Source organism: Microbacterium aurantiacum, from assembly GCF_031625015.1.
Classification (GTDB): domain Bacteria; phylum Actinomycetota; class Actinomycetes; order Actinomycetales; family Microbacteriaceae; genus Microbacterium; species Microbacterium aurantiacum.
On sequence record NZ_JAHWXH010000001.1, the window covers coordinates 402,252 to 425,281 of the forward strand.

Consider the following 23,030-nt stretch of genomic DNA (forward strand, 5'->3'; position numbering starts at 1 on the left):
GACGGGCGGCGGGGACCGCAACAGGGACGAGGGCGGGGCGCTAGCGGTGATCGGGTGCCGTCTTGAGGAGGTCGCGCGCGGCGACACCGACGATCGCGGTATAGGTCGGATAGGCGAACTTCACCGCCGCGAGAGACGACACGTCCGCGCCCGCGGCCATCGCCGTGGTGACGGCCTGGATGACCTCGACGGCGTTCTCCCCCACCGCATGGGCGCCGAGGATGAGCGAGCGACGACCGTCGGCGATGAGCTTGAGGAAGCCGACGGCGCGGTCGTCGATGATCGCCCGCTCGAGCCGGTCGTAGCGCGCGAGGGCGACGACGCACTGGGGATCGCGTTCACGCGCCTGCTCCTCGGTGAGACCGACCGAGGCGTAGTCGGGATCGGTGAACGCGCCGACGGGGAGGAGATGGTGCGGGGTGGCCCGGTTCGCACCGAGGACGGCGTTCTCGGCCGCGGCCTCGGCCTCGAACTGGGCGGCCTGGACGAGCATGTCCTGTCCGGTGAGATCACCGACCGCGAAGATGTGCGGAGCGGAGGAGCGGAAGTAGCGATCGACGGCGACCGCGGAGCGCTCGATCTCGACGCCGGCCTCTTCGAGGCCGAGTCCCTCGACGTTCGCCGGCCACCCCGCCGCCATGATGACGACGTCGAAGGCCGCGGTGATCGGATCATCACCGTCGGCCTCGCGCCAGGTGAGGAGGATGGTGCCGTCGGACTGCTTCTCGAGGGAGTCCACGCCGGCGAGACCCGTGCGGACGGTGATGCCCAGGCGCGTGAACTCGCGCGTGATCGCCTCGCTCACATCGGGGTCGGAAGGCATGAGAATTCGCGGGGCGACGTCGAGGAGGGTCACCTGCACCCCGAACGAATCGAGGATCGTCGACACCTGCGCGCCGGTGTTGCCCCCGCCGATGATCGCGACCGACCGCGGCAGCTCCGTCACGGTGAGGATGTGCTCGGGAAGGAGCGCGTGCTCGGCGCCGGGGATCGGGAGGACGCGGGAGTGGCCGCCGACGCACAGGATCACCGACGAGGCGGTGACCTCGGTGGGGGCGGCGGTGCCGTCGCCGGCGCTGTCATCACGGAGGCGCAGGGTGTCGGCATCCGTGAACTCGGCCGTCGTGCTGAGGCGGACGTCGACGCCGGCCTTCTCGAGTCGGTCCAGGTCGGCCTTGCTCTCACGGACGAGACCCACCCGCTCGCGCACGAGGGTGGCGGTGGCCGACCAGTCGAGCTCGGGATCGGACACGCGGATGCCGTACGCCCCCGCCGCGCGGATCTCGCGCATCAAGCGCGCAGCCTTCGCGAGCGCGCGCGTCGGCACGCAGCCGGTGTTCACACACGTGCCGCCGACGTGATCGGCTCGCTCTATGAGGACGACGGAGGCCCCCAGCTCGGCGGCGCGGAGAGCCGCGGCGATGCCCGCAGGTCCCGCCCCGACGACGGCGACATCGAACTGCTCGGTCATTTCGTCTCCCTCGGAGGCCTCTCGGACGGGGTGGGTCGTGACCCATTCTGGCGCGGGGCGGGATGAATGAGGGCGGCGCTGCGGGTCTCGCGGGCATAGCGTGGGGTCGACGACCGATGAGGAGTGCGATGATCGCTCGGATCGAAGAACTGGACTGGCAGCCGACCCGCATGGGCGACCTGACCCTGCGGCGACGGACGGATCCCGCCACGGGAGAGCTCATCTACGAGGTGAAGCTCGGCGAGGAGTTCCTCATGTCGAGCCTCTTCACCGTCGCGGAGGAGGAGCTGTCGACGCTCGGCCTGGCCGCGGCATCCGGCGACCGTCTCGACGTGCTCGTCGGCGGACTGGGACTCGGATACACCGCGGTCACGGCGCTGGCCGACGCGCGCGTACAGCGCGTCGACGTCATCGACGCACTGCCGGCGGTCATCGACTGGCACCGACGCGAGCTTCTCCCCGTGTCGGCGACGCTCGTGCGGGACGAGCGGACGACCCTCATCCACGACGACTTCTTCGCCGTCGCGCGTCGTACGCCCGGCGCCGACGACCGGGTGTACGACGTCATCCTGCTCGACGTCGACCACTCGCCCCGCCACACGCTCGACCCGAGCCACGCCGACCTCTACACGGTCCCGGGGCTCACCGCGCTCCGCGAACATCTGCGACCCGGCGGCGTGTTCGCGCTGTGGTCGGACGATCCGACCGACGAGCCGTTCCTGCGTGACCTCGAGACGGTGTTCGGCACGGCCGCGGCTCACGAGGTGCGATTCGCCAACCGCCTCACCGGCGGGACATCGGCGAACACCGTCTACGTCGCCACGACCTCGGAGGCGTGAGGGGTCTCCGGGGATCCGATCGCGTCGGACCGTGATGTGAAACCCCGGGGAGAAATCAACGTTTTCGGGCGCGACACGCCGCCGACACGACCGAATCTCCCGCGTTCTTCACCGCGTTGCGGCTCATCACCGGCCGGGCCCCGGCAGCAGGCGTGGCAGCAACGGCGACCGAGTGGTTTCCGTCGAACCCGTGGCGCTTGGGTAGCCGGATGAGCAATCTCTACTCATTGCCGGCGTAGGGCGGGCCCGCGCAGGATCGGACCCATGCCCGAACACTCCCTCTCTCCTGCCCGCCCGCGTCGCAGCCGCGCGCTCTCGCTCCTCGTGATGAGCCCCGTCCTCCTGGCCGGACTCGTCGGATGCGCCTCACTTGTGCCGACGCCGGAGAACATCGTCGAAGGGGTGGTCGAGCAGGTCGCGGAACAGAGCGGCGAGGATCTCGACGTGGATGTCGACGCCACGGGCGACGGCGTCACGCTGCCGGCGGACTGGCCGGGACTCCCGGTGCCGGAGGGGCGCCTCTTCTCGGCGATCAAGATGGGCGACAGCTTCAGCCTGTCGGTCGAGGTCGACAGCGAAGACGCCGCGCGCGCGACCGCGGACGAACTCGCCGCGTCCGGCTTCGAGGTCCTCAGCGAGACCGACTACGGCGAGCTGAAGGGGCTGGTCCTGAAGTCCGCCGAGTGGAGCGTCGTCTACGGATGGACCGTCTCCGACGAAGGGATCACGGTCTCGTACACGATCACGCCCGTGACTTCCTGATCGCGGGCGGACCTGAGACCCGCTGAGCGCCGCCCGGGGGGGGCGGCGGCGCTCAGCGCGCAGCCGAGGGATCGTCCGCATCGAGCAGCGTCGCGAGGTCGTCGCGTCCGGAGACACCGAGCTTGCGGTAGACCCGCGCGAGGTGGTTGTCGACCGTTCGCACCGAGAGGCCGAGCTCGGCGGCGATCTCGCGACTGCGCCGTCGCATCGCCGCGGCACGCGCGATCTGCCATTCCCGGGGCGACAGCATCATCTCGTCCACGCTTCCGCCGGTGCCGGGAAGGCGCAGCGGATCCGCGGACGTGAGCGCCGCGAGGTCGGCTGCGGCGATCCGCCCCTGCGTGCGCGCCCGACCCTGCCCCGCCCGCACCCCCGCATCCTCCGCGATGCGACGCGCGACGCCGAGGAGGCCCGCGCGACGAAGCGACGGCAGAAGGTCCACGCAGCGCGCGTAATCACCCCGAGCCCGGGCGCGCGCGACATCGGCGAGAAGGACGCAGAGCGGTGCTCCGCCCGCATCGGCGGCACTCTCGAGGAGATCGACGACATCACGCGCGCGACCCAGCCGGATCGCCGTAGACGCCGTGAGCGCGGCGAGGACATGGTGGCGCTGGCGCACCCCCTCCTCCACCGCGGCGCGGAGGATCGCGACGGCCTCGTCATCGCGACCGGCACGCGCGGCCGTCCATGCGTCGGCCTCGGCGAGCTGCAGGACCGCCTTCGCCTCCGTCGGCGCGGGGCCGCCGGAGGAGTCCCGCACCGCGGACGCGTCGTCACCGCTCATGGCCGCGCAGGTGCGGGCGAGTGCTCGAGCCACGTCCACCAGACCGGTGAAATCGCGCCATTCCAGCAGTCGCACCGCGAGCCGTGCCAGATCGAACGCGTCATCGTGACGCCCCCCGTGGAGGGCGATGAGGGCGAGTGTGTAGGTCCACAGACCGGCGGCATCCGCCTCTCCGTCGAGCCGCCGCCCCTCGGCGAGCACCCGTGCACTGCCGATGTCGCCGGACCCGACGAAGACGAGGAACTGCGAGAGAGCGAGCAGGCTCTCGGCGTGCGGCAGTTCGGCGCGATGCCGGTCGGCCAGCGGCCGGCCGCGGTCGATCGCCGCCTGCGCCTGCGCGATGCTCCCGCCCATCGTCGCGAACATCGCCTCGGTGAGCACACCGCCCAGCTGCGCGAGGGAGGACTGCACGGCCGACGGCTCATAGGACGCCACGTCGCCGGCCATTGCGCGCCACTTCGCGGCTTCGGCGGCGAGGGCACCACTCGCTTCCGGATCGATGCGATCGATGACCCCGCGAGCCAAATCGGCCGCGGCATGCGGGTCGCGACGGCGGTAGGCGAGGTGCTGTCCGTGCCGCAACGCCACGATGGCACGCACCTCATCACTGTCGGCCCGGTCGGACGCCGCGACGAACGCCGCGTCGGCGGCGCGGTCGAGCGCCGAGAGCGCCACTGCGCGGACGAGAGCGGCGACAGCCGTGGGGCGGAGACGATCGGCGGCGTCGGCCAGGCGCAGTGCCGTCTCGGGGTCGCCCGCGGATGCGGCCGCCTGAGCGGCCCACTCGAGCTCTGCGGCATCCGCGTCCCCCTCAGGGAGGAGGTGGATCGCCGTGCGGCGATCGTCCTGGTCCCCGGTGGAGCGGAGCGCCTCCGCCGCGCGCCGGACGAGCTGGATGCGCCGCTCGGGATCGAGATCGGCGAGAAGCGCCTCGGTGAGGAGAGGGTGCGCGAGGCGCACCCGGCGCCGGCCGGCATCGACGGTCTCCCGAACGACGGCACGAGACACGAGGTTCCGGAGAGCCCGATCGTCGATGGCGGATGCGAGGTCCACCGTCCACGGCTGCGCCAGCGCCAGCAGTTCGGCGAGCTCCCGCTCGGACGGGGACAGCGGCGCGAGGTGCGCCCGGGCGGAGTCGAGGACGTGCGGTGCGAGTCGGACCTCCTCGATGTCCAGGCCGACCGGGGTGGGGTGAACGCGTCCCTCCCGCGAGGCGGTCATCAGCAGTTCGCGGAGCACGAGCGGATTGCCCGCACTGGCGTCCGCGAGGCGGCGAGCGGCATCCGGATGCAGAGGGTCACCGAGGTACTCCTCCGCGAGCGCGACGACCTGCGCCGGGGCCAGTGGGGGAACCTCGACGCGATCGAGCAACCCCTCGGCGTCGAGCCGCGCGACGGTCGCCGACAGCGCCCGCTCGACGCGGTCGGTGAACACGGCCGGTACCCCGAAGACGCGAACGAGCTGATAGACCACACCGGCCGTGACGTCGTCGACGAGCGAGACGTCATCGACCGCGAGGACATAGCGCGACGCACCCGCCCCAACGGTGGCGACGAAGCGGTGCACGCGATCACCGATCGTGATCGATTCGTCGTCGTCGCCGACGTTCGTCGTCAGCACAGGGGCGAGCGCTGCCGCCGGAACACCCTGCAGCTCGGCGACGCCGATGATCGGCACCACGACCCGACCCCCACACTGCACCGCGGCGACGATCGCGCGAGCAAGGGTTGTCTTCCCGACCCCCGTGCCGCCCGACAGCAGCTGGGCGCGCGAGGGGCGAGCGCTCATCCGCCGCACGACATCCTCGACGAGATCGGGGCGCGCGGCGAGCGGCCACGACGGGGTGGGGCCTTCGGCGGTCACACCCCGACGCTATCGATGTCTGGAGCACCGGGGCGCCCCTGCGGGAACAGGAGATCAGCCCAGGCCCATCCGCTCGAACAGGACGCGGCATCCGGGCCAGAGGTCGTCGGGCAGGGCATCCGTGGGGAAGAAGGCGAAGTCGAGGGCCTCCTCCTGGGGCTGCGGGTCGCCCTCGAGCGCGATCGTGAACGACAGGCCGATCGCGTGCTTGCGGGGATCGTCGCCGAAGACGGTGCCGTCCGTCGGAGCAACGGAGGGCGGAAACCACTCGTAGACGTACGCGGGCTGCGGGTTCAGCGACAGGACGGGCTCGAGGCCGAGGGTGTCGACACAGTGGCGACGGATCGCGACGGCGATCGTCTCGCCGCGCTGAATGCGACCACCCAGGTGGCACCACACGCGACCGTGCGGAGAATCGCGCAGGATGAGACCGATCTCGCGACGTCCGTCGACCTCGCGCACGGGCACGAAGTCGACGCAGGCGATGGGCATGGACTCCTCGATCCGGGCATACAGATCGGCGGGGAGGAACGTCATGCGTCGATTCTCGCGCGGATGCCGGCGGCACCCGCGTTCAGTCGTCGGCGCCCACGACGCCCAGCTCGTACGCCAGGATGACCGCCTGAACGCGACTCGGCAGATCGAGCTTCGTGAGGATCCGACCGAAATGGGCCTTCACGGTCGACTCGCTGAGATGGAGCTCCCGCGCGATCTCCGCGTTGGTCCGCCCGCGCCCGACGAGGAGGAACACGTCACACTCGCGATCGGTGAGGCTCGAGAGCCTCTCGCGCTGAGCCCGGTCGTCGCGCGGCGCGAGCCGCGGAAGCGCCACCTCGATCAGCCGCGACGTCAGCCGTGCGGACGTGACGGCATCGCCGCGCGCGACGGTGCGGATCGCCCCGACGAGTTCCGCCGGACGCGTGTTCTTGAGCAGGAACCCCGCCGCGCCCGCCCGCAGCGCCCCGAACGCCACCTCGTCGAGGTCGTACGTCGTGAGCACCAGCACCCGCACCCGCGGCAGCCGCGTCGCGAGATCACGCGTCGCGGCGATGCCGTCGGTGCCCGGCATCCGCACATCCATGAGGACGACATCGGGCGAGAGCGTCACCGCCGCGTCGACCGCCTCCGCACCGTCGGATGCCTCGCCGACCACGTCGATGTCGTCCTCGGCCTCGAGCACGAGCCGCAGCCCGTAGCGGACGAGCTCCTGATCGTCGACGATCAGGACGCGGATCCGGGCATCCTCTGCGGTCATCAGGACTCCATCCGAAGGTGCGCGAACACCCGCCACCCGCCGCCCGGGCGGGGGCCGGTCTCGACGTGACCATCGTAGAAGGCGGCCCGCTCCCGGATGCCGACGAGCCCTCGCCCGGGATCGGTGCCGGGGGGCGCGGGATCGGAGAGGTCTTCGACGAGGATCGACACGTCGTCGTCGGTGACGGCGAGGGTCACCCGCACCTCGCGCACCCCGCGCGCGTGGCGGAGCACGTTCGTCAGCGCCTCCTGCACGATCCGGTAGACGGTGAGTCCGACCACGGCGTCGGCGGCGAGCACTCCGGTCTGCTCGAAACGGATCGCCAACCCGGCCGATCGCGCCTCTTCGATCAGCGCGGGAAGCCGATCGACGCCGGGGGGCATGGTCGAGTGATGGAGGGCATCCTCGTCGTTGCGCACCGCGGTGAGCAGACGCCGCATCTCGGAGAGCGTCTGCCGACCGGTGTCGGCGATGCGACCGATCGCTCTCCGCGACTCTTCCGGACGGGAATCGACGGATGCCTGGGCGCCATCCGCGAGGGCGATCATCACCGCGAGGCTGTGGGCGATCACGTCATGCATCTCGCGCGAGATCCGCTCGCGTTCCCGGGCGGCGGCGAGATGCGATTCCTGATCCCGCTCGCGGCGCAACTGATCGGCGCGCTCGACGAGAGCAATCAGCTCGTTCCGTCGATGTCCGACGTTCAGGCCCACCAGCGTGCAGATCAGCGCGATGACGATCGCGACGGTGGTGGCGCTGAGCCAGTCGAGCGGCCAGGCGTCGCTGTCCGCGCGGGGGGCGAGGCCCAGAAGCGGCGGGCCGACGCGGACACGGAACGCCAGGATCAGCGCCGCCACCGCGGAGGATGCGATGACGAGACCGAACGCGCTCCACGCGCGTCGGGGCTGTCCGGACGCCGCGGTCGCGTACAGCGCCGCGACGACCAGAACGACCTCGGCGCCCGAGCCGGCGGCGAAGGACGCCGGCAGGAGGACCAGCGCGCCGACGACGGCGGCGACCGGATACCGCTGCGCCGCCAGGATGACCGCGAGCCCGCCGACGAACAGCAGCAGCAGCGACGAGACCGGCGTCCGCAGAGGAGATTCGAGGGAGAGGTACCCGAGGATCACCGAGATCGCCGCGTAGACGCCCAGGACCCCCAGCGATGATCTCTTCGTCATACATCTCTCGTCTTCAACACGATCGCACCGGCGACGAGGGCCACGGCAGCCCACACCGCGGCGATGAGCCAGCCGGCGCCGACACTGATGTGTCCGGTCCACAGATCGAGGAACGGTCCGCCCTCCGCCCCTATTCTGGCCATCGCATCGCCCGCGTTCCCGAGTTGCACGATACGGAGAACGCGCGACGCCAACCCGTACGGAAGCAGGGAAGCCGCGACGGGCAGCAACAGCGTCGTCAGAAAGACGATGACGGACCCCGCGGTCGTCGACCGTACGAGCGCCCCCACCCCGACACCGAACAGCGCGCACAGCCCGAGGTACATCGCCGAGCTGATCAGCGCCACGAGGACCCCGGGTGCCGTCAGCGGTGCGTCGAGCCCGAAGGGTGCATACAGCGGATACGTGATCGCCCAGGCGGTGAACACCGTGATGACGGCGACACCGGTGGATGCGGTGAACGCGACGATCGCCTTCGCGGAGAGAACACGCAACCGGTCGGGCACCGCGACGAACGTGGGCTGGACGCCGCCCGACGAATACTCGGAGCAGATGACCATCACCCCGATGACACCGGCGATGATCTGCCCGATCACGACGGTCGGGACGGTGACGTCCGCCATCGTGCGTTCGATCGAGGCGACCGAGGGCACCCCGGACGATTCGAGGGTGAGGCCGAGGAACAGGCTGCCGGACACCCCGATCAGGAAGATCCCGATCAGACTCAAGACGAACGCGGGAAGACTGAAGAGCTTGATCCACTCGGAGCGCAGAACGTCGGTGAACGGGGGGCGCCGCGTCCGCGCATCCGCCCGTCCGCGGTTCGTCGTCATCGCCATCATCGTCCTCCTCCATCCGGTGTGCGCACCGTCGCACGATATTCGGTGTCCTGCGCGGTGAGCGCAAGGTAGGCGTCCTCGAGGGATCCCTCGATGGCGGCGATCTCGAACAAGAGGATGCCCGCCGCCGCCGCCGTGCGCGCGATGCTCTGCGCGTCGAGGTCGGTGACCTCCACCGCATCGTCTGCCGTTACCGTCACGGTCACGCCCGGTCCCGCCACGGCGCGCGTGAACCGCTCGACCTCGGGCGTGCGGACACGCACGACCGAGCGGGTCGCCGACGCGACCACCTCGTGGAGCGGCCCATCGGCGAGGATCGCGCCCCGCCCGATGACGAGGAGGTGATCAGCCGTCTGCGTCATCTCGCTCATCAGGTGCGAGGACAGCAGCACCGTCCGCCCCTCCGCCGCGAGCTGGCGCAACAAGCCGCGGATCCAGAGGATCCCATCCGGGTCGAGCCCGTTGACCGGCTCGTCGAGGATGATCGTCTGCGGGTCCCCCAGCAACGCCGCGGCGATGCCGAGCCTCTGGTTCATGCCGAGGGAGAATCCGCCGACGCGTTTGCCGGCCACCGCGTCCAGGCCGGCCAGGTTGATCACCTCCCGCACGCGCGCCGCGCCGATTCCGTGCGTCGCCGCGATCGCCAGAAGGTGCTTGTACGCCGTGCGGTGCTTGTGCGCCGAGCGTGCGTCCAGCAGCACGCCGACCTCCCGCAACGGCGCGGGCAGATCCACGTAGGGGCGACCGTTGACCTCAGCCGTTCCCGCCGTCGGACGGTCCAGGCCGACCAGCATCCGCATGGTCGTGGACTTCCCGGCGCCGTTCGGTCCGAGGAAGCCCGTGACCTTCCCGGGATCGACGGCGAAGTGGATCCCATCGACCGCGACCTTCGCGCCGTAGCGCTTCGTCAGTGCGTGAACTCGAATCATCTCGTTCCTTTCGTCATCCACGACGCTACGAAGGCCGACACCCGCGCACATCGGGCCCCGGTCCACGAAACGAGGGGGCAGGCAGTACCCAGGTGCTGCCCCGCGTGAGACCTCCGTGCCCTCGCGCGGATGAGAACTGCGGGAGAAACCGCGGATTCCTTGACGCGAAACTGCGGAACGGGCCAAGATGGGACACAGCTTGGGAAACGCTTTCCTTAACTGACTCGAGGGAGATTCAGTGACTGCTCTGCGACGTACGATGAGGTTCCGCACCGCGATCGCCGCCCTGGCGGGAGGCGCGATCGTCGTCTCCGGCGGGATCGTGACGGCTCCGACATCCGCGAACGAGGAGATCGATCTGCGCTTCGACTTCGGCGGACCCGCTTCCCCTGTCGCCGAGGGGTGGACCGGCGTGCACCCCGGATCGGCCTACAGCGCAGAGCTCGGCTACGGATTCACCGTCGCACCGGGGGCGTTCCGCGACCGGGGCGGCGACGACCTCGTCGCACGCGACTTCACGATCGCCGGCAGCTCGACCTTCGCCGTCGACGTCCCCAACGGCACCTACGAGGTCACGACGTGGGCGGGCGACCTCATCGCCGGCAACCGCACGACGTTCGACATCGAAGGCACCGCGTTCTCGGGCCCGCGGACGGCGAGCGGCGACGTGCACGAGGAGTTCTTCCCCGAGATCGTCGTGGCCGACGGACAGCTCACCATATCGGCATCCGGCGACGGACGGATCAACGGCATCCTCGTGCAGACGCCCCTGCCCGCACCGCTCGCGCTGGCCACCTCCGTGAACGCCGACGTCCCCGTCGTCGCGCTCGGGTGGGAGCCGGTCGCCGGCGCCACCGGCTACACGATCTCCCGCGCGACCCCCGGCGGGGAGCTCGCCGAGATCGCCACCGTGGCGGCGCCCTTCGACGCGGCCACTCCCCCGACGTACGTCGACAGCGACGTCGAGCTCGGCGAGAGCTACGACTACGCCGTGGCGACGGTGAAGGGCGAACGGACCTCCCGCACCGGCGAGCGCGTCACGGCCTCGGTCACGGACGCCTCGGTTGCCCCACCCGCGCAGCCCTCCGGGCTGGTGACGACGTCGATCGAGCGCAACAGCGTGACCATCGCGTGGGACAGCGTCGAGGGCGCCGCGCTCTACCGGGTGTTCCGCTCCACGCGCGAGGATCTCCCCTTCACCGAGATCGCACGCGTGGGCGAGCCGACCTACACCGACACGGATGTCCTCACCACGCGCCCGTACCTCTACCGCGTGGTCGCGGTGAACGCCGGCGGTGCGTCGGAGGAGTCCGCGGTGCACGCGACGGATGCCGCCACCACCCTGGTGCGTAACGTCGAGTACCTCGACCGCTCCCCGGTCGCGGTGACGACGGAGGCCGGGGTCTACCTGGGCTGGCGCCTCCTCGGCCTCGACGACCGCGACCTCGGGTTCACCGTCTACCGCGACGGCGTGAAGATCACCGACGCCCCGATCACCGAGACCACCAACCTCGTCGACCCCGACGGCACGGCCGATTCGACTTACCTCGTCACGGCGCAGATCGGCGACCGCGAGGTCTCGGTGACCGACGAGTTCGGGGTGTGGGCATCCGGGTACCTCGACATCGCGCTGGACACCCCGGCGCCGCAGACGATGCCCGACGGCAGCACCGCGACCTACGCCCCCGGCGACGGCACGGTGGCCGATCTCGACGGCGACGGGCAGTACGAGCTGATCTTCCTCTGGAACCCCTCCAATGCGAAGGACAACTCCCAGTCCGGCTACACCGGCAACGTCTACATCGAAGCGGTGCGTCTCGACGGCACGAGCCTGTGGCGGATCGACCTCGGGCGGAACATCCGCGCCGGTGCGCACTACACCCAGCTCGAAGCGTTCGACCTCGACAGCGACGGCCGTGCCGAGATCGCCGTGAAGACCGCCGACGGCACGATCGACGGCGAGGGCACCGTCATCGGCGACCCCGACGCGGACCACCGGAACTCCGGCGGCTACATTCTCACCGGCCCCGAGTACCTCACCGTCTTCGACGGCGAGACCGGCGCCGCGATCGACACCGTCGACTACCTGCCCGGCCGAGGCAACGTCGCCGCGTGGGGTGACGGATACGGCAACCGCGTCGACCGGTTCCTCGGGGGCGTGGCCTACCTCGACGGCGAGAACCCGTCGCTGGTGATGAGCCGCGGCTATTACACCCGCAGCGTCGTCGTCGCGTGGGACCTCGTGGACGGACGGCTCGTCGAGCGCTGGACGTTCGACTCCGACGCGGCGGGCGCGCAGTACGAGGGGCAGGGCAACCACCAGTTCACCGTCGCCGACGTCGACCGCGACGGTCTCGACGAGATCGTCTTCGGCGCCCTGACGATCGATGACGACGGCACGCCGCTGTACAACTCGCGCCTCTTCCACGGCGACGCGCAGCACGTCGGCGACTTCGTCACCGACCGCCCGGGCCTGGAGGTCTACAGCGTCTTCGAGAGCCCGAGCGGCAACGGCGGCATCATCGCCGCGATGCGCGACGCCGAGACCGGCGAGATCCTCTGGGCAAACGAGGGCAGCCGCGACACCGGCCGCGGCACCGCCGCCGACATCGACCCGACCTCTCCCGGTGCGGAGGCGTGGAACATCGGCGGGGACTTCGCGTGGAACTCCCGCGTGGGTACCCTCAACGCCGCCGACGGCGCGGTGCTCTCGAACGACATCCCCGCGGCGAACTTCGTCACCTGGTGGGACGGCGACCTCACACGGGAGATCACCGACCACGACTACGACACCGCCATCTCTGCGGGGGTCCCGACGATCTCGAAATGGGACCCGGCGGCGCAGGAGGAGGTCGAGATCGCCCGCTTCGAGGGGACGCTGACGAACAACACCACCAAGGGCAATCCCGTCATCCAGGCCGACCTCTTCGGCGACTGGCGCGAGGAGGTCGCGGTGCGGCTCGCCGATGGCAGCGGCATCCGCATCCACACGACGACGGATGTCGCGGACACGCGGATCCCGACCCTCATGCACGACTCGCAGTATCGGCTGGCTGTGGCGAACCAGAACTCCGCGTACAACCAGCCGCCGAACCCGTCGTTCTTCCTCGGCGCCGGGATGGAGGAGCCGCCCGCGGCCGCCATCTCGTACGTCGGTGCGCCCGCGGCGGACGAGTCCGCGCCGGTGATCGACGGGATGCCGTCGGGCATCGTCTCAGTCGACGACCCGCTCGCCCTGGCGGTGACCGCAGACGACCCGGAGAGCGGTGTGCGGACGCTCGTCGTCACCGTCGACGGCGTCGAGGTGCCGGCATCCGGCGAGGTGGTCGTGTCGGATCTCGGGCTCGAGGGCGACGGGCGCGAGGTGGAGGTCACCGCCACCGCGGTGAACAACGCCGGGCTCGAGGCGACCGAGACCTCGACCGTGCTGCTCGTGCCCGGTGATCCGTTCACCGCCGCTCCCGGACGCGGCGCCCTCTCGAACACGAGCGGGTGGGACTACGGCCTCCACGACGGGAACTACGACGTCGTGATGAACCTGTGGTGGGGCGTGCCGGGGACGGTGTTCCGCCTGTTCGAGAACGGCGAGCTGATCGAGACCCGCGTGCTCGAGCCGACCGCGGGGATGTCGCAGACGACGGGGCTCCGCATCGAGGGCAAGCCCAACGGCCGCTACGTGTACACCGCCGAGCTCGTCAACGCGCAGGGTGTGACGGAGACGACGTCGACGACGGTCGTCGTGAACGCCGCAGCCCCGGGCAAGCCGGTCGTGTCCCACGACAACTGGGATCGGGACGGCGACTTCACGGTGACGGCGAACCTCTGGTGGGGCACCAACGCCGACGCGTACGACCTCCTGCTCGACGGCGAGGTCGTCGACTCCGGCGAGCTCGCCGCCGCGACCCCCTCGGCCCAGCGCGTGCGGGTGGAGCTCGAGGGCGTCGCGGCGGGCACCCATGAGCTCGTGGCGGTGTTCCGCAACGCCGCCGGAGAGACGGCATCCGCTCCGGTGACGGTGACCGTGCGATAGGGGGCCGTGCGGTAGGGGGACACCCCGGCTAGCGTGGGGACATGGCCGACTCCGATGACGCGACCGACAAGCGCTCGAACGGCATCGCCCTCGGGCTCGCACTGGGGCTCCCTCTCGGCGCAGTGTTCGGGCTTCTCATCCTCGACAGCATCGCGATCGGAGCGAGCCTCGGACTGCTGGCCGGGATCGTCATCGGCGTCATCGTCGATGCGCGCGGACGCGCACGAGGAAGCGACGACTAGCGGGCGGGCATCCGTCAGCGGGTGACGGCGCTTCGGCGGCGGGCGCGGTCGTGGCGGATGCGAGCTACCACCGTCGCGACGACGATGAGGACCACCGCGACGATCGCGGCGACACCGGTCGCGGGCGAGTAGGGCTCGTCGGTGAACCGCGCGACGGCGACCCACGCGACACCCCAGCTGAGCGACAGGGCCGGCGCGATGCGGCCACCGCCCCAGAAGGCGAGCGCGATGCCGATGATCGCTGCGACACCGAGCACGAGCGACGACCAGAACTCCGGCGCGATACCGAAGCCGTCGAAGCCGGTCGCGACGAGGATCGCGGTCGCGTTCGCGGCGGTGGCGATGATGACCCACCCGAGGTAGAGGCCGATGGCGCCGTCGGCGACGACGATCTCGACCTTGTTCTTCGGGGTGGTGCGGCGGAGGATCACGAAGATGCGGCAGAGGACCGCCAGCAGCGCGGCGATGACCGGAAGGCTCAGCCACAGGAGGTCGGCCTGGACGACACCGATCCAGATGGCGTTGAGAATCAGGGATGCCGCCACCCACCAGCCGATGCGCGCCTGCCGCGCATCGTTCCGCTGCGCGGGGAGGGCCTGCCAGATCGCGTACGCGAGCATGCCCGTGTAGATGACGCTCCAGATCCGGAATGCGCCGGTACCGGGCGCGATGAGCGTCGAGTCGGAGTTCAGGAACCCGCCCGCCGCCTCCTGGATCGGCGTCCCGAAGAACGCCCCCGACCCGATGAAGGCGGCGACGATCGCGAGGACGGAGCTCACGAGGATGATGATCTGCTGCGCGATCCCCCGCGAGGGGGCGGTGCCGTCGCGGCGGTCGGCGCGCGTCTTCGCTGTCGTGGACACGGGTGGCTCCTCTGGGTCGATCAGCTCGGGGCGAGCGGCGCCGTCGGGCGCGGTGGGCGAGAGTCTCTCTTATCTCTTCCTACTCGCAAGGCCGGACGGATGCAGGGGGTTGCGCGCAGCTTGACCCTGTGGTGGGAACACGGTGTTCCCTGGAGTCATGAGCGCTGACCGATCCCCCTCCGCCGAGCCGATCCCCACCGAGCCCTCCCTCGTCGAGGACGTGCTGCTGCTGCTGTTCCAACCGGATTCCGGAACCATCGCCGGGGAGAACATCCTCTACTACGTCCTCGGCGGCGCCGCCGTCGCCGACCTCGCCCTGACCGGGGCCGTCGACGTCGACGACACGCGCCTGTTCGCTCGGCCCGTCTCGACGACGGCGGACGAGCGACCGGCGGACGAGCTTCTCGCCCCGGTCTGGGACTACCTGCAGAAGAAGCCCCGCGACGTGCAGACGGTGCTCGCGGCGGTCGGGCCGAACCTGCGCGAACCGACCCTCGAGCGCCTGGTCGCGCGCGGCGAGCTGCGGGCCGAGACCCGCAGAACCCTCGGCGTCTTCTCCTCGACGCACTACACGCTCGGCGGAGATCGTCGCGCCCGGCTCCTCGATGCGGTGCGCGCGGCACTCGTCGACGGGGCGGAGCCCGACGCCCGCACCGCCGCACTCGCGGGACTCCTGTCCGCCAGCGACACCCTGCCCTGGTTCGACCGTGAGATCCCGTGGACCTCGGCCGTGTACACCCGGGGGAAGGCATTCGAGCAGGGCGACTGGGGCGCCGCCGCCGCGGCATCCGCCGTCGCCCGCACGGTCCTCGCCGGTGTCGCGAGCTCCCTCGTCATCGCGGGGGTGGTCTCGAGCCGCCCGTGAGGCGCCGGCAGGTCCGGTCAGGTGCCGCAGTACGTGACGTACGGTCCGAAGGCGTCGGGAGCGGGCTCGGCGTAGCGCTCGAGACCGAGGCGTTCGGTGAACGGCGAGCGGACGGCATCCGTCAGCCGGTGGAGCAGCGTCAGATCGCCGGTGTCGGATGCCGCGGCGAGCGCCTCCTCGACGAGGTGGTTGCGGGGGATGTAGAGCGGGTTGACGCGGTCCATCGCCTCCGGATCGGGGGCGAGGGCGAGCCAGCGCGCGAGCCACAGGTCCAGCGGACCGGGATCCGCGACGAGGTCGCGGAGGGGGTCCGTATCGCCGCGGGCGGCCGTGGCGAGGTGCCGGAAGAAGAGCGTGTAATCGGCGCGGGCGAACGCCAGGAGGTCGAAGAGGTCCGAGACGAGCGACGGCACGGCGTCCTCGTCGCGGCCCTCGTGGGCGGCGCCGAGACCGAGCTTGGCGCGGATGCCGGCCGACCACGCCGCGTTGTAGGCCGGGCGATACGCGTCGAGGGCGTCCTGGGCGACCGAGATCGCGGCATCCGTGTCGTCGGCGAGGAGCGGGAGAAGGGCTTCGGCGAGGCGGGCGAGGTTCCACTCGCCGACGCCGGGCTGGTTGCCGTACGCGTAGCGGCCCTGCCGGTCGATGGAGCTGAAGACCGCGCCGGGGTCGAAGGCGTCCAGGAACGCGCACGGGCCGTAGTCGATCGTCTCGCCCGAGAGCGTCATGTTGTCGGTGTTCATCACGCCGTGGACGAAGCCGACGAGCATCCACCGCGCGATGAGGTCGGCCTGGCGGGCGATGACGACGTCGAGGAGCGCGCGGGCGCGGTCGGTCGGGGTGGCGGCGGCTGTCTCGGGGTCGATGCCGGGGTCGTGGCGCTCGATCGCGTGGTCGACGAGGCGTTCGAGCACGTCGCGGTCGCCGGTCGCGTTCGCGAACACGACGCTGCCGACGCGGAGATGGCTGGAGGCGGTGCGGACGAGGACGGCGCCGGGGAGGATCTGCTCGCGGACGACATCCCGGCCGGTCGCGACGACCGCGAGCGCGCGCGTTGTCGGGATGCCGAGCGCGTGCATCGCCTCGCTGACGACGTATTCGCGGAGCATCGGCCCGACCGCGGCGAATCCGTCGCCGCCGCGGGCGAAGGGCGTCGGTCCGGACCCCTTCAGGTGGAGGTCGTGGGTCGCGCCGTCGCGCGCGGTGAGCTCGCCGAGGAGGAGGGCGCGCCCGTCACCGAGCCGGGGGTTGTAGCCGCCGAACTGGTGCCCGGCGTAGGCCTGCGCGACCGGCTGCGCGCCGTCGGGCAGGGCGGTGCCGGTGAGGAACCCCAGGCCCGCCGGGGTGCGGAGGAATGCCGGATCGAGGCCGAGCTCGGTCGCGAGCGCATCGTCGAGGACGAGGAGCGCCGGCGCCGGCGGTACATCCGCCCGCCACGCGACCGCCATCTCCGGCACCGCGTCGGCGAACCGGTGCGTGAGTGTCGCGGGCGCGGTCCGGGCGGTCGGGGTCATCCCTCGAGCGTACGTCGGGGCTCCGTCCCGTTGGCCGCGGGAGGGGGCGGGGGCGGGAGTCAGGCGTCGGAGAGGCGAGCGGATGCCGTGGCCATGTGGATCGCCATCGCCGAGGCCGCGGCGTCCGCGTCGTGGCGTTCGATCGCGGCGAGGACGTCAGCGTGCTCGGAGACGGCGATGCGCGCGGCATCCGTGTCGTGCACCGCCCGATCGGCGTAGACGCGCAGGAGCGAACGGACGACGTCGAGCTGATCGACGATCACGTCGTTGCCGACCGCTTCTGCGAGCGCGAGGTGGAAGTCGCGATCGGCACGCGCGAAGGCCGCGAGGTCGTCCACACCGTCGCGCATGCGCGTGACGCTCTCGCGCAGACGCTCCAGCGCCGACGCGTCGACGCGCTGCGCCGCCAACCGGGCCACGAAGATCTCGAGTCCCGAGCGCAGCTCGAGCAGCTCGGCGGTGTTGCGCTCGCCGATGAGCAGCCCCCAGCGGAGTGTCTGCGGAAGCAGCTCGCTCGCGGTGCCGCGCAGGTACGTGCCCGAACCCGGGCGCACATCGACGATGCCGAGGATCTCCAGCGCGGCGAGCGCCTCGCGCACCGCCGATCTGCCGACTTCGAGCGTCGCGGAGAGGTGCCGCTCGGGAGGGAGCCGCGCGCCGGGGGCGATCGATCCGCTGGTGAAGAGATCGAGCAGCCGCCGGGCGACCTCCGAGACCGGCGAGCCCGCCGGGACGGCGCGCAGACCCGAGGCGATCTCGGCCGAACGGTCGTCGGAGTAGGCGGGCATGCGAACAACCTACCCACAAATACCGGCATCTTCGCTTGCAATTGGTCAACCGGTTGGCCACAATGGAGCGAGCCCACCCCACCGCCCCCTGATCCGAGGAGCCGCGATGACGCGCCTGTGGAACGACCCGGCCGACTTCGCCGACGAGATGATCGACGGCTTCGTCGCCGCGAACACCCGCTCCGTGCAGCGTGTCCCGGGCGGCGTCATCCGCCGGGACGCAGTGCCCGAAGGGCAGGTCGCGGTCGTCATCGGCGGCGGATCGGGCCACTACCCGGCCTTCGGCGGACTCGTCGGCCCCGGCCTCGCGCACGGCGCCGCCATGGGCAACCTGTTCGCCTCGCCCTCCGCGCAGCAGATCCACGCGGTCGCCGCGGCCGCCCACGCCGGCGGCGGGGTCTTCTTCAGCTACGGCAACTACGCCGGCGACGTCCTCAACTTCGATGCCGCGCAGGATCGCCTGCGCGGTGAGGGCATCGACTGCGCCACGGTGGTCGTCACCGACGACGTCGCCAGCGCGCCGGCCGACCAGGCGTCCCTGCGGCGGGGCATCGCGGGCGACCTCGTCGTCTTCCGCATCGCCGCCGCCGCCGCCGAGGCCGGAGCACCGCTCGCGGAGGTCGCCCGCGTCGCCGCCCGCGCCAACGCCCGGACCCGCTCGCTCGGTGTCGCCTTCACCGGATGCACGCTCCCCGGCGCTGCCGCACCCCTCTTCACCGTGCCCGAGCGCCGCATGGCCGTCGGGCTCGGCATCCACGGCGAACCGGGCATCGACGAGACCGACATCCCGAGCGCCGACGCCCTGGCCGAGCAGCTCGTGGCCCGCCTGCTCGCGGAAATCCCCGACGGCGCCTCGGCAGCCGGGGGCCGCGTCGTCCCCGTCCTCAACGGACTCGGCTCGCTGAAGTACGAGGAGATGTTCGTCGTCTATCGCCGGATCGCGCGCGCCCTCGAGGAGGCCGGCATCGACATCGTCGACCCGCACGTCGGCGAGTACTGCACGAGCTTCGACATGGCGGGGGTCTCGCTCACCCTGTTCTGGCTCGACGACGAGCTCGCAGCGCTGTGGGACACCCCGGTGGACACGCCGGCCTACCGCCGCGGCGCGATCACACGCCTCACGGATGCCGCGCGGAACGCCTCGGGCGACGGTCGCGCGACGGCGAGCGCGGCACCCGTCGACTCCACCCCGGACGCGGACGACGCCTCGCGGCGGGTCGCGCGCACCGTGCTGCGCGCCGTGCAGGAGATGTCGCGAACGATCGACACCCACGTCGACGAGCTCGGCCGGATGGATGCCGTCGCCGGAGACGGCGACCACGGCATCGGCATGCAACGCGGCGCGCACGCGGCCCTCCGCGCCGCCGCCGAGGCCGTCGACGCCGGAGCGGGTGCCGGCACCACCCTCGCGCAGGCGGCGGACGCCTGGTCCGATCGCGCGGGCGGTACCTCGGGCGCCCTGTGGGGCGTCATCCTCGCGGCGATCGCCGCCGAACTCGGCGACACCGGGACTCCGGATGCCGCCGCCGTCGCCCGCGGAGTGCACGGCGCCGCGAAGGGTGTGGTCGCCTACGGCAAGGCCGAGATCGGCGACAAGACGATGGTGGACGCCCTCGTCCCCTTCGCCTACGCCCTTACCGAGGGGACCGCGACCCGTCCCCTCGCGGACGCGTGGATCGCCGCCGCCGCGACCGCCGGCGCCGCGGCATCCGCCACCGCCGATCTGCTGCCGCGCCGCGGACGCGCCCGTACCCACGGCGCGCACAGCCTCGGCACCCCCGACCCGGGCGCGCATTCGCTCGCCCTCATCGTCACCGCGGTGGGCTCCGTGCTCGCCGCCCCCGAGGAGGAATCATGACCGCCCCTGCTCCCCTGCGTCTCGTCATCGGCTGCGACGACGCCGGCTTCGCCTACAAGGAGACGCTGAAGCGCGACCTCGAGCAGAACGCCGGCGTCGCCTCCGTCCTCGACGTCGGTGTCGACGCCGACGGACACACGCCCTACCCGAAGGTCGCGATCGAAGCGGCGGAACTCGTCGCCCGCGGTGAGGCCGATCGCGCCCTGCTCATCTGCGGCACGGGCCTCGGGGTCGCGATCGCGGCGAACAAGGTGCCTGGCATCCGCGCCGTCACCGCCCACGACTCGTTCTCAGTCGAGCGCGGCGTGCTCTCCAACGACGCGCAGATCCTCACGATGGGGCAGCGCGTGGTCGGGATCGAACTGGCCCGCCGCCTCGTGCGCGAGTGGCTGACGTACCGGTTCGACCCGTCCTCGGCTTCCGCGGACAAGGTCGCCGTGATCGGCGCGTACGAGGAGACCGGAACCTGCTGATGTCGGCATCCTTCACCGTCGGAGTGAGCCTGAAGACCTACTTCGGCCACGCCCGGGCTCGCGCGTGGTTCGCGGAGATCGCGCCGCGGCTGCGCGCGCATCCGGCCGTCGCCGACGGGCGCGTGCGGGTGTTCGTGATCCCCACGTACCTGCAGATCGCCGACGCCGTCGCCGCGTTCGCGGGATCGCCTGTGCGCGTGGGGGCGCAGGACGTCTCGGCGTATCCGGCCGGTGCGTTCACCGGCGAAGTGACCGCCTCCGAACTCGCGGAGGTCAGCGTCACCGTCGTCGAGATCGGTCACGCCGAGCGGAGGCGCCTGTTCGACGAGACCGACCACGTCACGGCCGCGAAGGCGACGGCCGCAGTCGAGCACGGCCTCACCCCGGTGCTCTGCATCGGCGAAGCCGAGCACCTCGGGGCATCCGCCGCCGCGCTGGCGAACGTCGAGCAGCTCGCCGTGAATCTCGAGGGGGTCCCTACGGGTCCGGTGATCGTGGCGTACGAGCCGGTCTGGGCGATCGGCGCGGCCGAGCCCGCTCCGGATGCGCACATCGTCGCGGTGTGCCGGGCGCTGCGGGCGGCGCTCGACGCCGATCCCGCCCGGGCGGGAAGCACCGTCATCTACGGCGGGTCCGCCGGCCCGGGCCTTCTCGCGCGGCTCGACGGCGTCGAATCGGGCGCGGTCGACGGGCTCTTCCTCGGCCGCTTCGCGCACGACCCCGACGCCCTCCTCTCCGTCGTCGACGAGGCCGCCGCCCTCGCGGGCCGGGGGGCGCCGTGATCGGGCTCGGCACGTACGCATTCTTCTGGCAGCACTCCGAACGGATGCCGGATCCCCTCGACCTCGCCGGCGCCTTCGCCGCGACCCGCGCGGCCGGTGTCGACCTGTTCCAGATCTGCGACTACACCCCGCTCGAACGGATGCCGCACCGAGAGGTCGCCGATGCGGCGCGCGCGGCCCGCGACCTCGGCCTCACGATCGAGCTCGGCACCAAGGGCATCGAGCCCGCGCACCTGGAGCACTTCCTCGACCTCGCCGAGGCCTTCGACGCGCGCCTGGTGCGCAGCATGATCCCCGCCGCCGGCGCCTCGGGCGCCCTCGACGACGCGGCCGACCTTCTCGCCCGCGTCCTCACCGCGTACGAGGCGGCGGGCATCGACCTCGCCCTCGAGACGTACGAGCAGGTGTCCACGGCCGACCTGGTGACCCTCGTCGAGCGGGTGGGGAGCGACCGCCTCGGGATCTGCCTCGACCCGGCGAACGTCGTCGCGCGGCTGGAGTCCCCCCGCGCGTGCGTCGAGCTCTCCGCCCCGCACGTGCGGAACGTGCACGTGAAGGACTTCGCCTTCGACCGGCAGCCCGGGTGGGTCGGCTTCACCTACAGCGGCGCCCCCATGGGCGAGGGCCTGCACGACTACCCCCACCTGCTCGAGACCGTCCGACCCCGCGCGCGCGGCATCAACGAGATCGTCGAGCACTGGCTGCCCTGGCAGGGCGATCCCGAGACCACCGCCCGCACCGAGCGGGACTGGACCCGCCGCACCATCGACCACCTGAGGAGCACGACATGACCACCACCACCGAGACCTACACGATCGCCGTCATCGGCGCGGGCGGAAAGATGGGCATGCGGGTGTCGAACAACCTCGCGAACACCACGCACGACGTCCACTACGTCGAGAACTCTCCCGCCGGCCGGCAGCGGACCCTCGACGCGGGTCGCACGCTGACGGATGCCGCACCCGCGGTCGCCGACGCCGACATCGTCGTGCTCGCCGTGCCGGACCTCGCCCTCGGCCCGGTGTCGGCGGAGCTCGTGCCGCTGATGAAGCCCGGCTCGGTGGTGCTGACCCTCGACCCGGCGGCGGCGTACGCGGGACTGCTCACCACGCGCGAGGACGTCGTCCAGGCCGTCGCCCACCCGTGCCACCCGTCGGTGTTCCTCCAGCGCGAGACCCCCGAGCAGTGGGCCGACACCTTCGGCGGCATCGCCGCCCCCCAGGACGCCATCGCCGCCGTCGAGAGCGACGACCCGGCCGTCCAGGCCCTTGTGGAGGCGACCGTCCGCGCCATCTACGCACCCGTCATCGACGTGCACTGGGTGACGATCAAGCAGCTCGCCCAGCTCGAGCCGACCCTCGTCGAGACCATCGCGTGCATGATCGGCGCGCTGCTGAAGGAATCCCTCGACGAGGCGGTGAACACCATGGGGATCCCCGAGGCCGCGGCCCGCAGCATCCTGCTCGGTCACACCCAGGTCGCCCTGGCCAACAGCCTCAACGGCGACAACCCCTTCAGCGACGCGTGCCTCATCGCGATGGACTACGGCCGCGAGTCGATCATCAAGGACGACTGGAAGAAGGTCTTCCGCGACGACGAGCTCGACAAGAACCTCGCCCGCATGCTGCACCTCGACCGCATCCAGCGCTGAGCAGCCGCGCTACCCGCACGACCCCGCCATACTGAGGAGAA

The 23,030-nt window shown here is 71.5% G+C and carries 20 protein-coding genes; 10 read left to right on the forward strand and 10 right to left on the reverse strand.

Annotation, left to right across the window (positions count from 1 at the left end; translation table 11 throughout):
* Positions 1-40: 40 nt before the first annotated feature.
* Positions 41-1,471, reverse strand: coding sequence for a dihydrolipoyl dehydrogenase family protein (locus KZC50_RS01840; protein WP_310890427.1), 1,431 nt, complete (start codon positions 1,469-1,471; stop codon positions 41-43).
* 128 nt (positions 1,472-1,599) lie between these two features.
* Between KZC50_RS01840 and KZC50_RS01845 the strand changes: the two genes are divergently transcribed.
* On the forward strand, positions 1,600-2,310 hold the full coding sequence (locus KZC50_RS01845; RefSeq protein ID WP_310890428.1) for a spermidine synthase: 711 nt from the start codon (positions 1,600-1,602) through the stop codon (positions 2,308-2,310).
* Between the two features lie 264 nt (positions 2,311-2,574).
* On the forward strand, positions 2,575-3,072 hold the full coding sequence (locus KZC50_RS01850) for a hypothetical protein (protein ID WP_310890429.1): 498 nt from the start codon (positions 2,575-2,577) through the stop codon (positions 3,070-3,072).
* A gap of 52 nt (positions 3,073-3,124) precedes the next feature.
* On the opposite strand, the gene KZC50_RS01855 is transcribed toward KZC50_RS01850, so the two are convergent.
* The 6 genes from KZC50_RS01855 to KZC50_RS01880 are packed head-to-tail and all read right to left on the reverse strand — an operon-like array spanning position 3,125 to position 9,923.
* Positions 3,125-5,719 carry a LuxR C-terminal-related transcriptional regulator gene (locus KZC50_RS01855; protein ID WP_310890430.1) on the reverse strand — a complete coding sequence of 865 codons (2,595 nt, stop codon included), beginning with the start codon at positions 5,717-5,719 and terminating at the stop codon, positions 3,125-3,127.
* Between the two features lie 54 nt (positions 5,720-5,773).
* Positions 5,774-6,256, reverse strand: a complete 483-nt coding sequence (locus KZC50_RS01860) for a DUF4916 domain-containing protein (protein ID WP_310890431.1) — start codon at positions 6,254-6,256, stop codon at positions 5,774-5,776.
* A gap of 37 nt (positions 6,257-6,293) precedes the next feature.
* Positions 6,294-6,974, reverse strand: coding sequence for a response regulator transcription factor (locus KZC50_RS01865; RefSeq protein ID WP_310890432.1), 681 nt, complete (start codon positions 6,972-6,974; stop codon positions 6,294-6,296).
* The gene (locus tag KZC50_RS01870) at positions 6,974-8,155 is read right to left on the reverse strand and encodes a sensor histidine kinase (protein ID WP_310890433.1); all 1,182 of its coding nucleotides are present in this window, start codon (positions 8,153-8,155) and stop codon (positions 6,974-6,976) included. Before KZC50_RS01870 ends, KZC50_RS01865 begins: the two co-directional genes overlap by 1 nt.
* Entirely contained in the window at positions 8,152-8,988 is an 837-nt protein-coding gene (locus KZC50_RS01875) for an ABC transporter permease (protein ID WP_310890434.1), read from the reverse strand. The genes KZC50_RS01870 and KZC50_RS01875 overlap by 4 nt, the downstream gene beginning before the upstream one ends.
* Positions 8,989-8,993: 5 nt before the next feature.
* Positions 8,994-9,923, reverse strand: coding sequence for an ATP-binding cassette domain-containing protein (locus tag KZC50_RS01880; protein WP_310890435.1), 930 nt, complete (start codon positions 9,921-9,923; stop codon positions 8,994-8,996).
* Positions 9,924-10,182: 259 nt separating this feature from the next.
* Here KZC50_RS01880 and KZC50_RS01885 point away from each other — a divergent pair, with 259 nt between their 5' ends.
* Complete coding sequence (locus KZC50_RS01885; RefSeq protein ID WP_310890436.1) at positions 10,183-13,953, forward strand: rhamnogalacturonan lyase family protein; 3,771 nt, start codon at positions 10,183-10,185, stop codon at positions 13,951-13,953.
* A 41-nt stretch (positions 13,954-13,994) separates the two neighbouring features.
* Positions 13,995-14,195: a glycine zipper domain-containing protein gene (locus KZC50_RS01890; protein ID WP_310890437.1), complete on the forward strand. Its 201-nt coding sequence runs from the start codon at positions 13,995-13,997 to the stop codon at positions 14,193-14,195.
* 14 nt (positions 14,196-14,209) lie between these two features.
* Here KZC50_RS01890 and KZC50_RS01895 read toward each other — a convergent pair whose 3' ends face one another.
* On the reverse strand, positions 14,210-15,058 hold the full coding sequence (locus KZC50_RS01895) for a TspO-related membrane protein (RefSeq protein WP_310890438.1): 849 nt from the start codon (positions 15,056-15,058) through the stop codon (positions 14,210-14,212).
* Positions 15,059-15,215: 157 nt separating this feature from the next.
* On the opposite strand from KZC50_RS01895, the gene KZC50_RS01900 reads away from it, so the two are divergent.
* Entirely contained in the window at positions 15,216-15,923 is a 708-nt protein-coding gene (locus tag KZC50_RS01900) for a GOLPH3/VPS74 family protein (protein ID WP_310890439.1), read from the forward strand.
* Positions 15,924-15,940: 17 nt separating this feature from the next.
* On the opposite strand, the gene KZC50_RS01905 is transcribed toward KZC50_RS01900, so the two are convergent.
* Positions 15,941-17,437: a protein adenylyltransferase SelO gene (locus KZC50_RS01905; RefSeq protein WP_310890440.1), complete on the reverse strand. Its 1,497-nt coding sequence runs from the start codon at positions 17,435-17,437 to the stop codon at positions 15,941-15,943.
* A gap of 59 nt (positions 17,438-17,496) precedes the next feature.
* The gene (locus KZC50_RS01910; RefSeq protein ID WP_310890441.1) at positions 17,497-18,225 is read right to left on the reverse strand and encodes a FadR/GntR family transcriptional regulator; all 729 of its coding nucleotides are present in this window, start codon (positions 18,223-18,225) and stop codon (positions 17,497-17,499) included.
* A 106-nt stretch (positions 18,226-18,331) separates the two neighbouring features.
* Between KZC50_RS01910 and KZC50_RS01915 the strand changes: the two genes are divergently transcribed.
* The 5 genes from KZC50_RS01915 to KZC50_RS01935 are packed head-to-tail and all read left to right on the forward strand — an operon-like array spanning position 18,332 to position 22,989.
* Entirely contained in the window at positions 18,332-20,083 is a 1,752-nt protein-coding gene (locus KZC50_RS01915) for a dihydroxyacetone kinase family protein (protein WP_310890442.1), read from the forward strand.
* Positions 20,080-20,556 (forward strand): ribose-5-phosphate isomerase, encoded by a 477-nt coding sequence (locus KZC50_RS01920; protein ID WP_301132157.1) that lies wholly within the window; start codon positions 20,080-20,082, stop codon positions 20,554-20,556. The genes KZC50_RS01915 and KZC50_RS01920 overlap by 4 nt, the downstream gene beginning before the upstream one ends.
* Positions 20,556-21,338: a triose-phosphate isomerase family protein gene (locus KZC50_RS01925; protein ID WP_310890443.1), complete on the forward strand. Its 783-nt coding sequence runs from the start codon at positions 20,556-20,558 to the stop codon at positions 21,336-21,338. The genes KZC50_RS01920 and KZC50_RS01925 overlap by 1 nt, the downstream gene beginning before the upstream one ends.
* Positions 21,335-22,129, forward strand: a complete 795-nt coding sequence (locus KZC50_RS01930; protein ID WP_310890444.1) for a sugar phosphate isomerase/epimerase family protein — start codon at positions 21,335-21,337, stop codon at positions 22,127-22,129. Before KZC50_RS01925 ends, KZC50_RS01930 begins: the two co-directional genes overlap by 4 nt.
* Complete coding sequence (locus KZC50_RS01935) at positions 22,126-22,989, forward strand: phosphogluconate dehydrogenase C-terminal domain-containing protein (RefSeq protein WP_310890445.1); 864 nt, start codon at positions 22,126-22,128, stop codon at positions 22,987-22,989. The genes KZC50_RS01930 and KZC50_RS01935 overlap by 4 nt, the downstream gene beginning before the upstream one ends.
* Positions 22,990-23,030 lie beyond the last annotated feature (41 nt).

Coding starts and splice junctions, on each gene's coding strand:
- KZC50_RS01850 (WP_310890429.1), top strand. CDS start 2,575: ATGCCCGAACACTCCCTCTCTCCTGCCCGCCCGCGTCGCAGCCGCGCG.
- KZC50_RS01870 (WP_310890433.1), bottom strand. CDS start 8,155: ATGACGAAGAGATCATCGCTGGGGGTCCTGGGCGTCTACGCGGCGATC.
- KZC50_RS01860 (WP_310890431.1), bottom strand. CDS start 6,256: ATGACGTTCCTCCCCGCCGATCTGTATGCCCGGATCGAGGAGTCCATG.
- KZC50_RS01915 (WP_310890442.1), top strand. CDS start 18,332: ATGACGCGCCTGTGGAACGACCCGGCCGACTTCGCCGACGAGATGATC.
- KZC50_RS01890 (WP_310890437.1), top strand. CDS start 13,995: ATGGCCGACTCCGATGACGCGACCGACAAGCGCTCGAACGGCATCGCC.
- KZC50_RS01900 (WP_310890439.1), top strand. CDS start 15,216: ATGAGCGCTGACCGATCCCCCTCCGCCGAGCCGATCCCCACCGAGCCC.
- KZC50_RS01885 (WP_310890436.1), top strand. CDS start 10,183: ATGAGGTTCCGCACCGCGATCGCCGCCCTGGCGGGAGGCGCGATCGTC.
- KZC50_RS01935 (WP_310890445.1), top strand. CDS start 22,126: ATGACCACCACCACCGAGACCTACACGATCGCCGTCATCGGCGCGGGC.
- KZC50_RS01840 (WP_310890427.1), bottom strand. CDS start 1,471: ATGACCGAGCAGTTCGATGTCGCCGTCGTCGGGGCGGGACCTGCGGGC.
- KZC50_RS01920 (WP_301132157.1), top strand. CDS start 20,080: ATGACCGCCCCTGCTCCCCTGCGTCTCGTCATCGGCTGCGACGACGCC.
- KZC50_RS01905 (WP_310890440.1), bottom strand. CDS start 17,437: ATGACCCCGACCGCCCGGACCGCGCCCGCGACACTCACGCACCGGTTC.
- KZC50_RS01865 (WP_310890432.1), bottom strand. CDS start 6,974: ATGACCGCAGAGGATGCCCGGATCCGCGTCCTGATCGTCGACGATCAG.
- KZC50_RS01845 (WP_310890428.1), top strand. CDS start 1,600: ATGATCGCTCGGATCGAAGAACTGGACTGGCAGCCGACCCGCATGGGC.
- KZC50_RS01875 (WP_310890434.1), bottom strand. CDS start 8,988: ATGACGACGAACCGCGGACGGGCGGATGCGCGGACGCGGCGCCCCCCG.
- KZC50_RS01910 (WP_310890441.1), bottom strand. CDS start 18,225: ATGCCCGCCTACTCCGACGACCGTTCGGCCGAGATCGCCTCGGGTCTG.
- KZC50_RS01880 (WP_310890435.1), bottom strand. CDS start 9,923: ATGATTCGAGTTCACGCACTGACGAAGCGCTACGGCGCGAAGGTCGCG.
- KZC50_RS01925 (WP_310890443.1), top strand. CDS start 20,556: ATGTCGGCATCCTTCACCGTCGGAGTGAGCCTGAAGACCTACTTCGGC.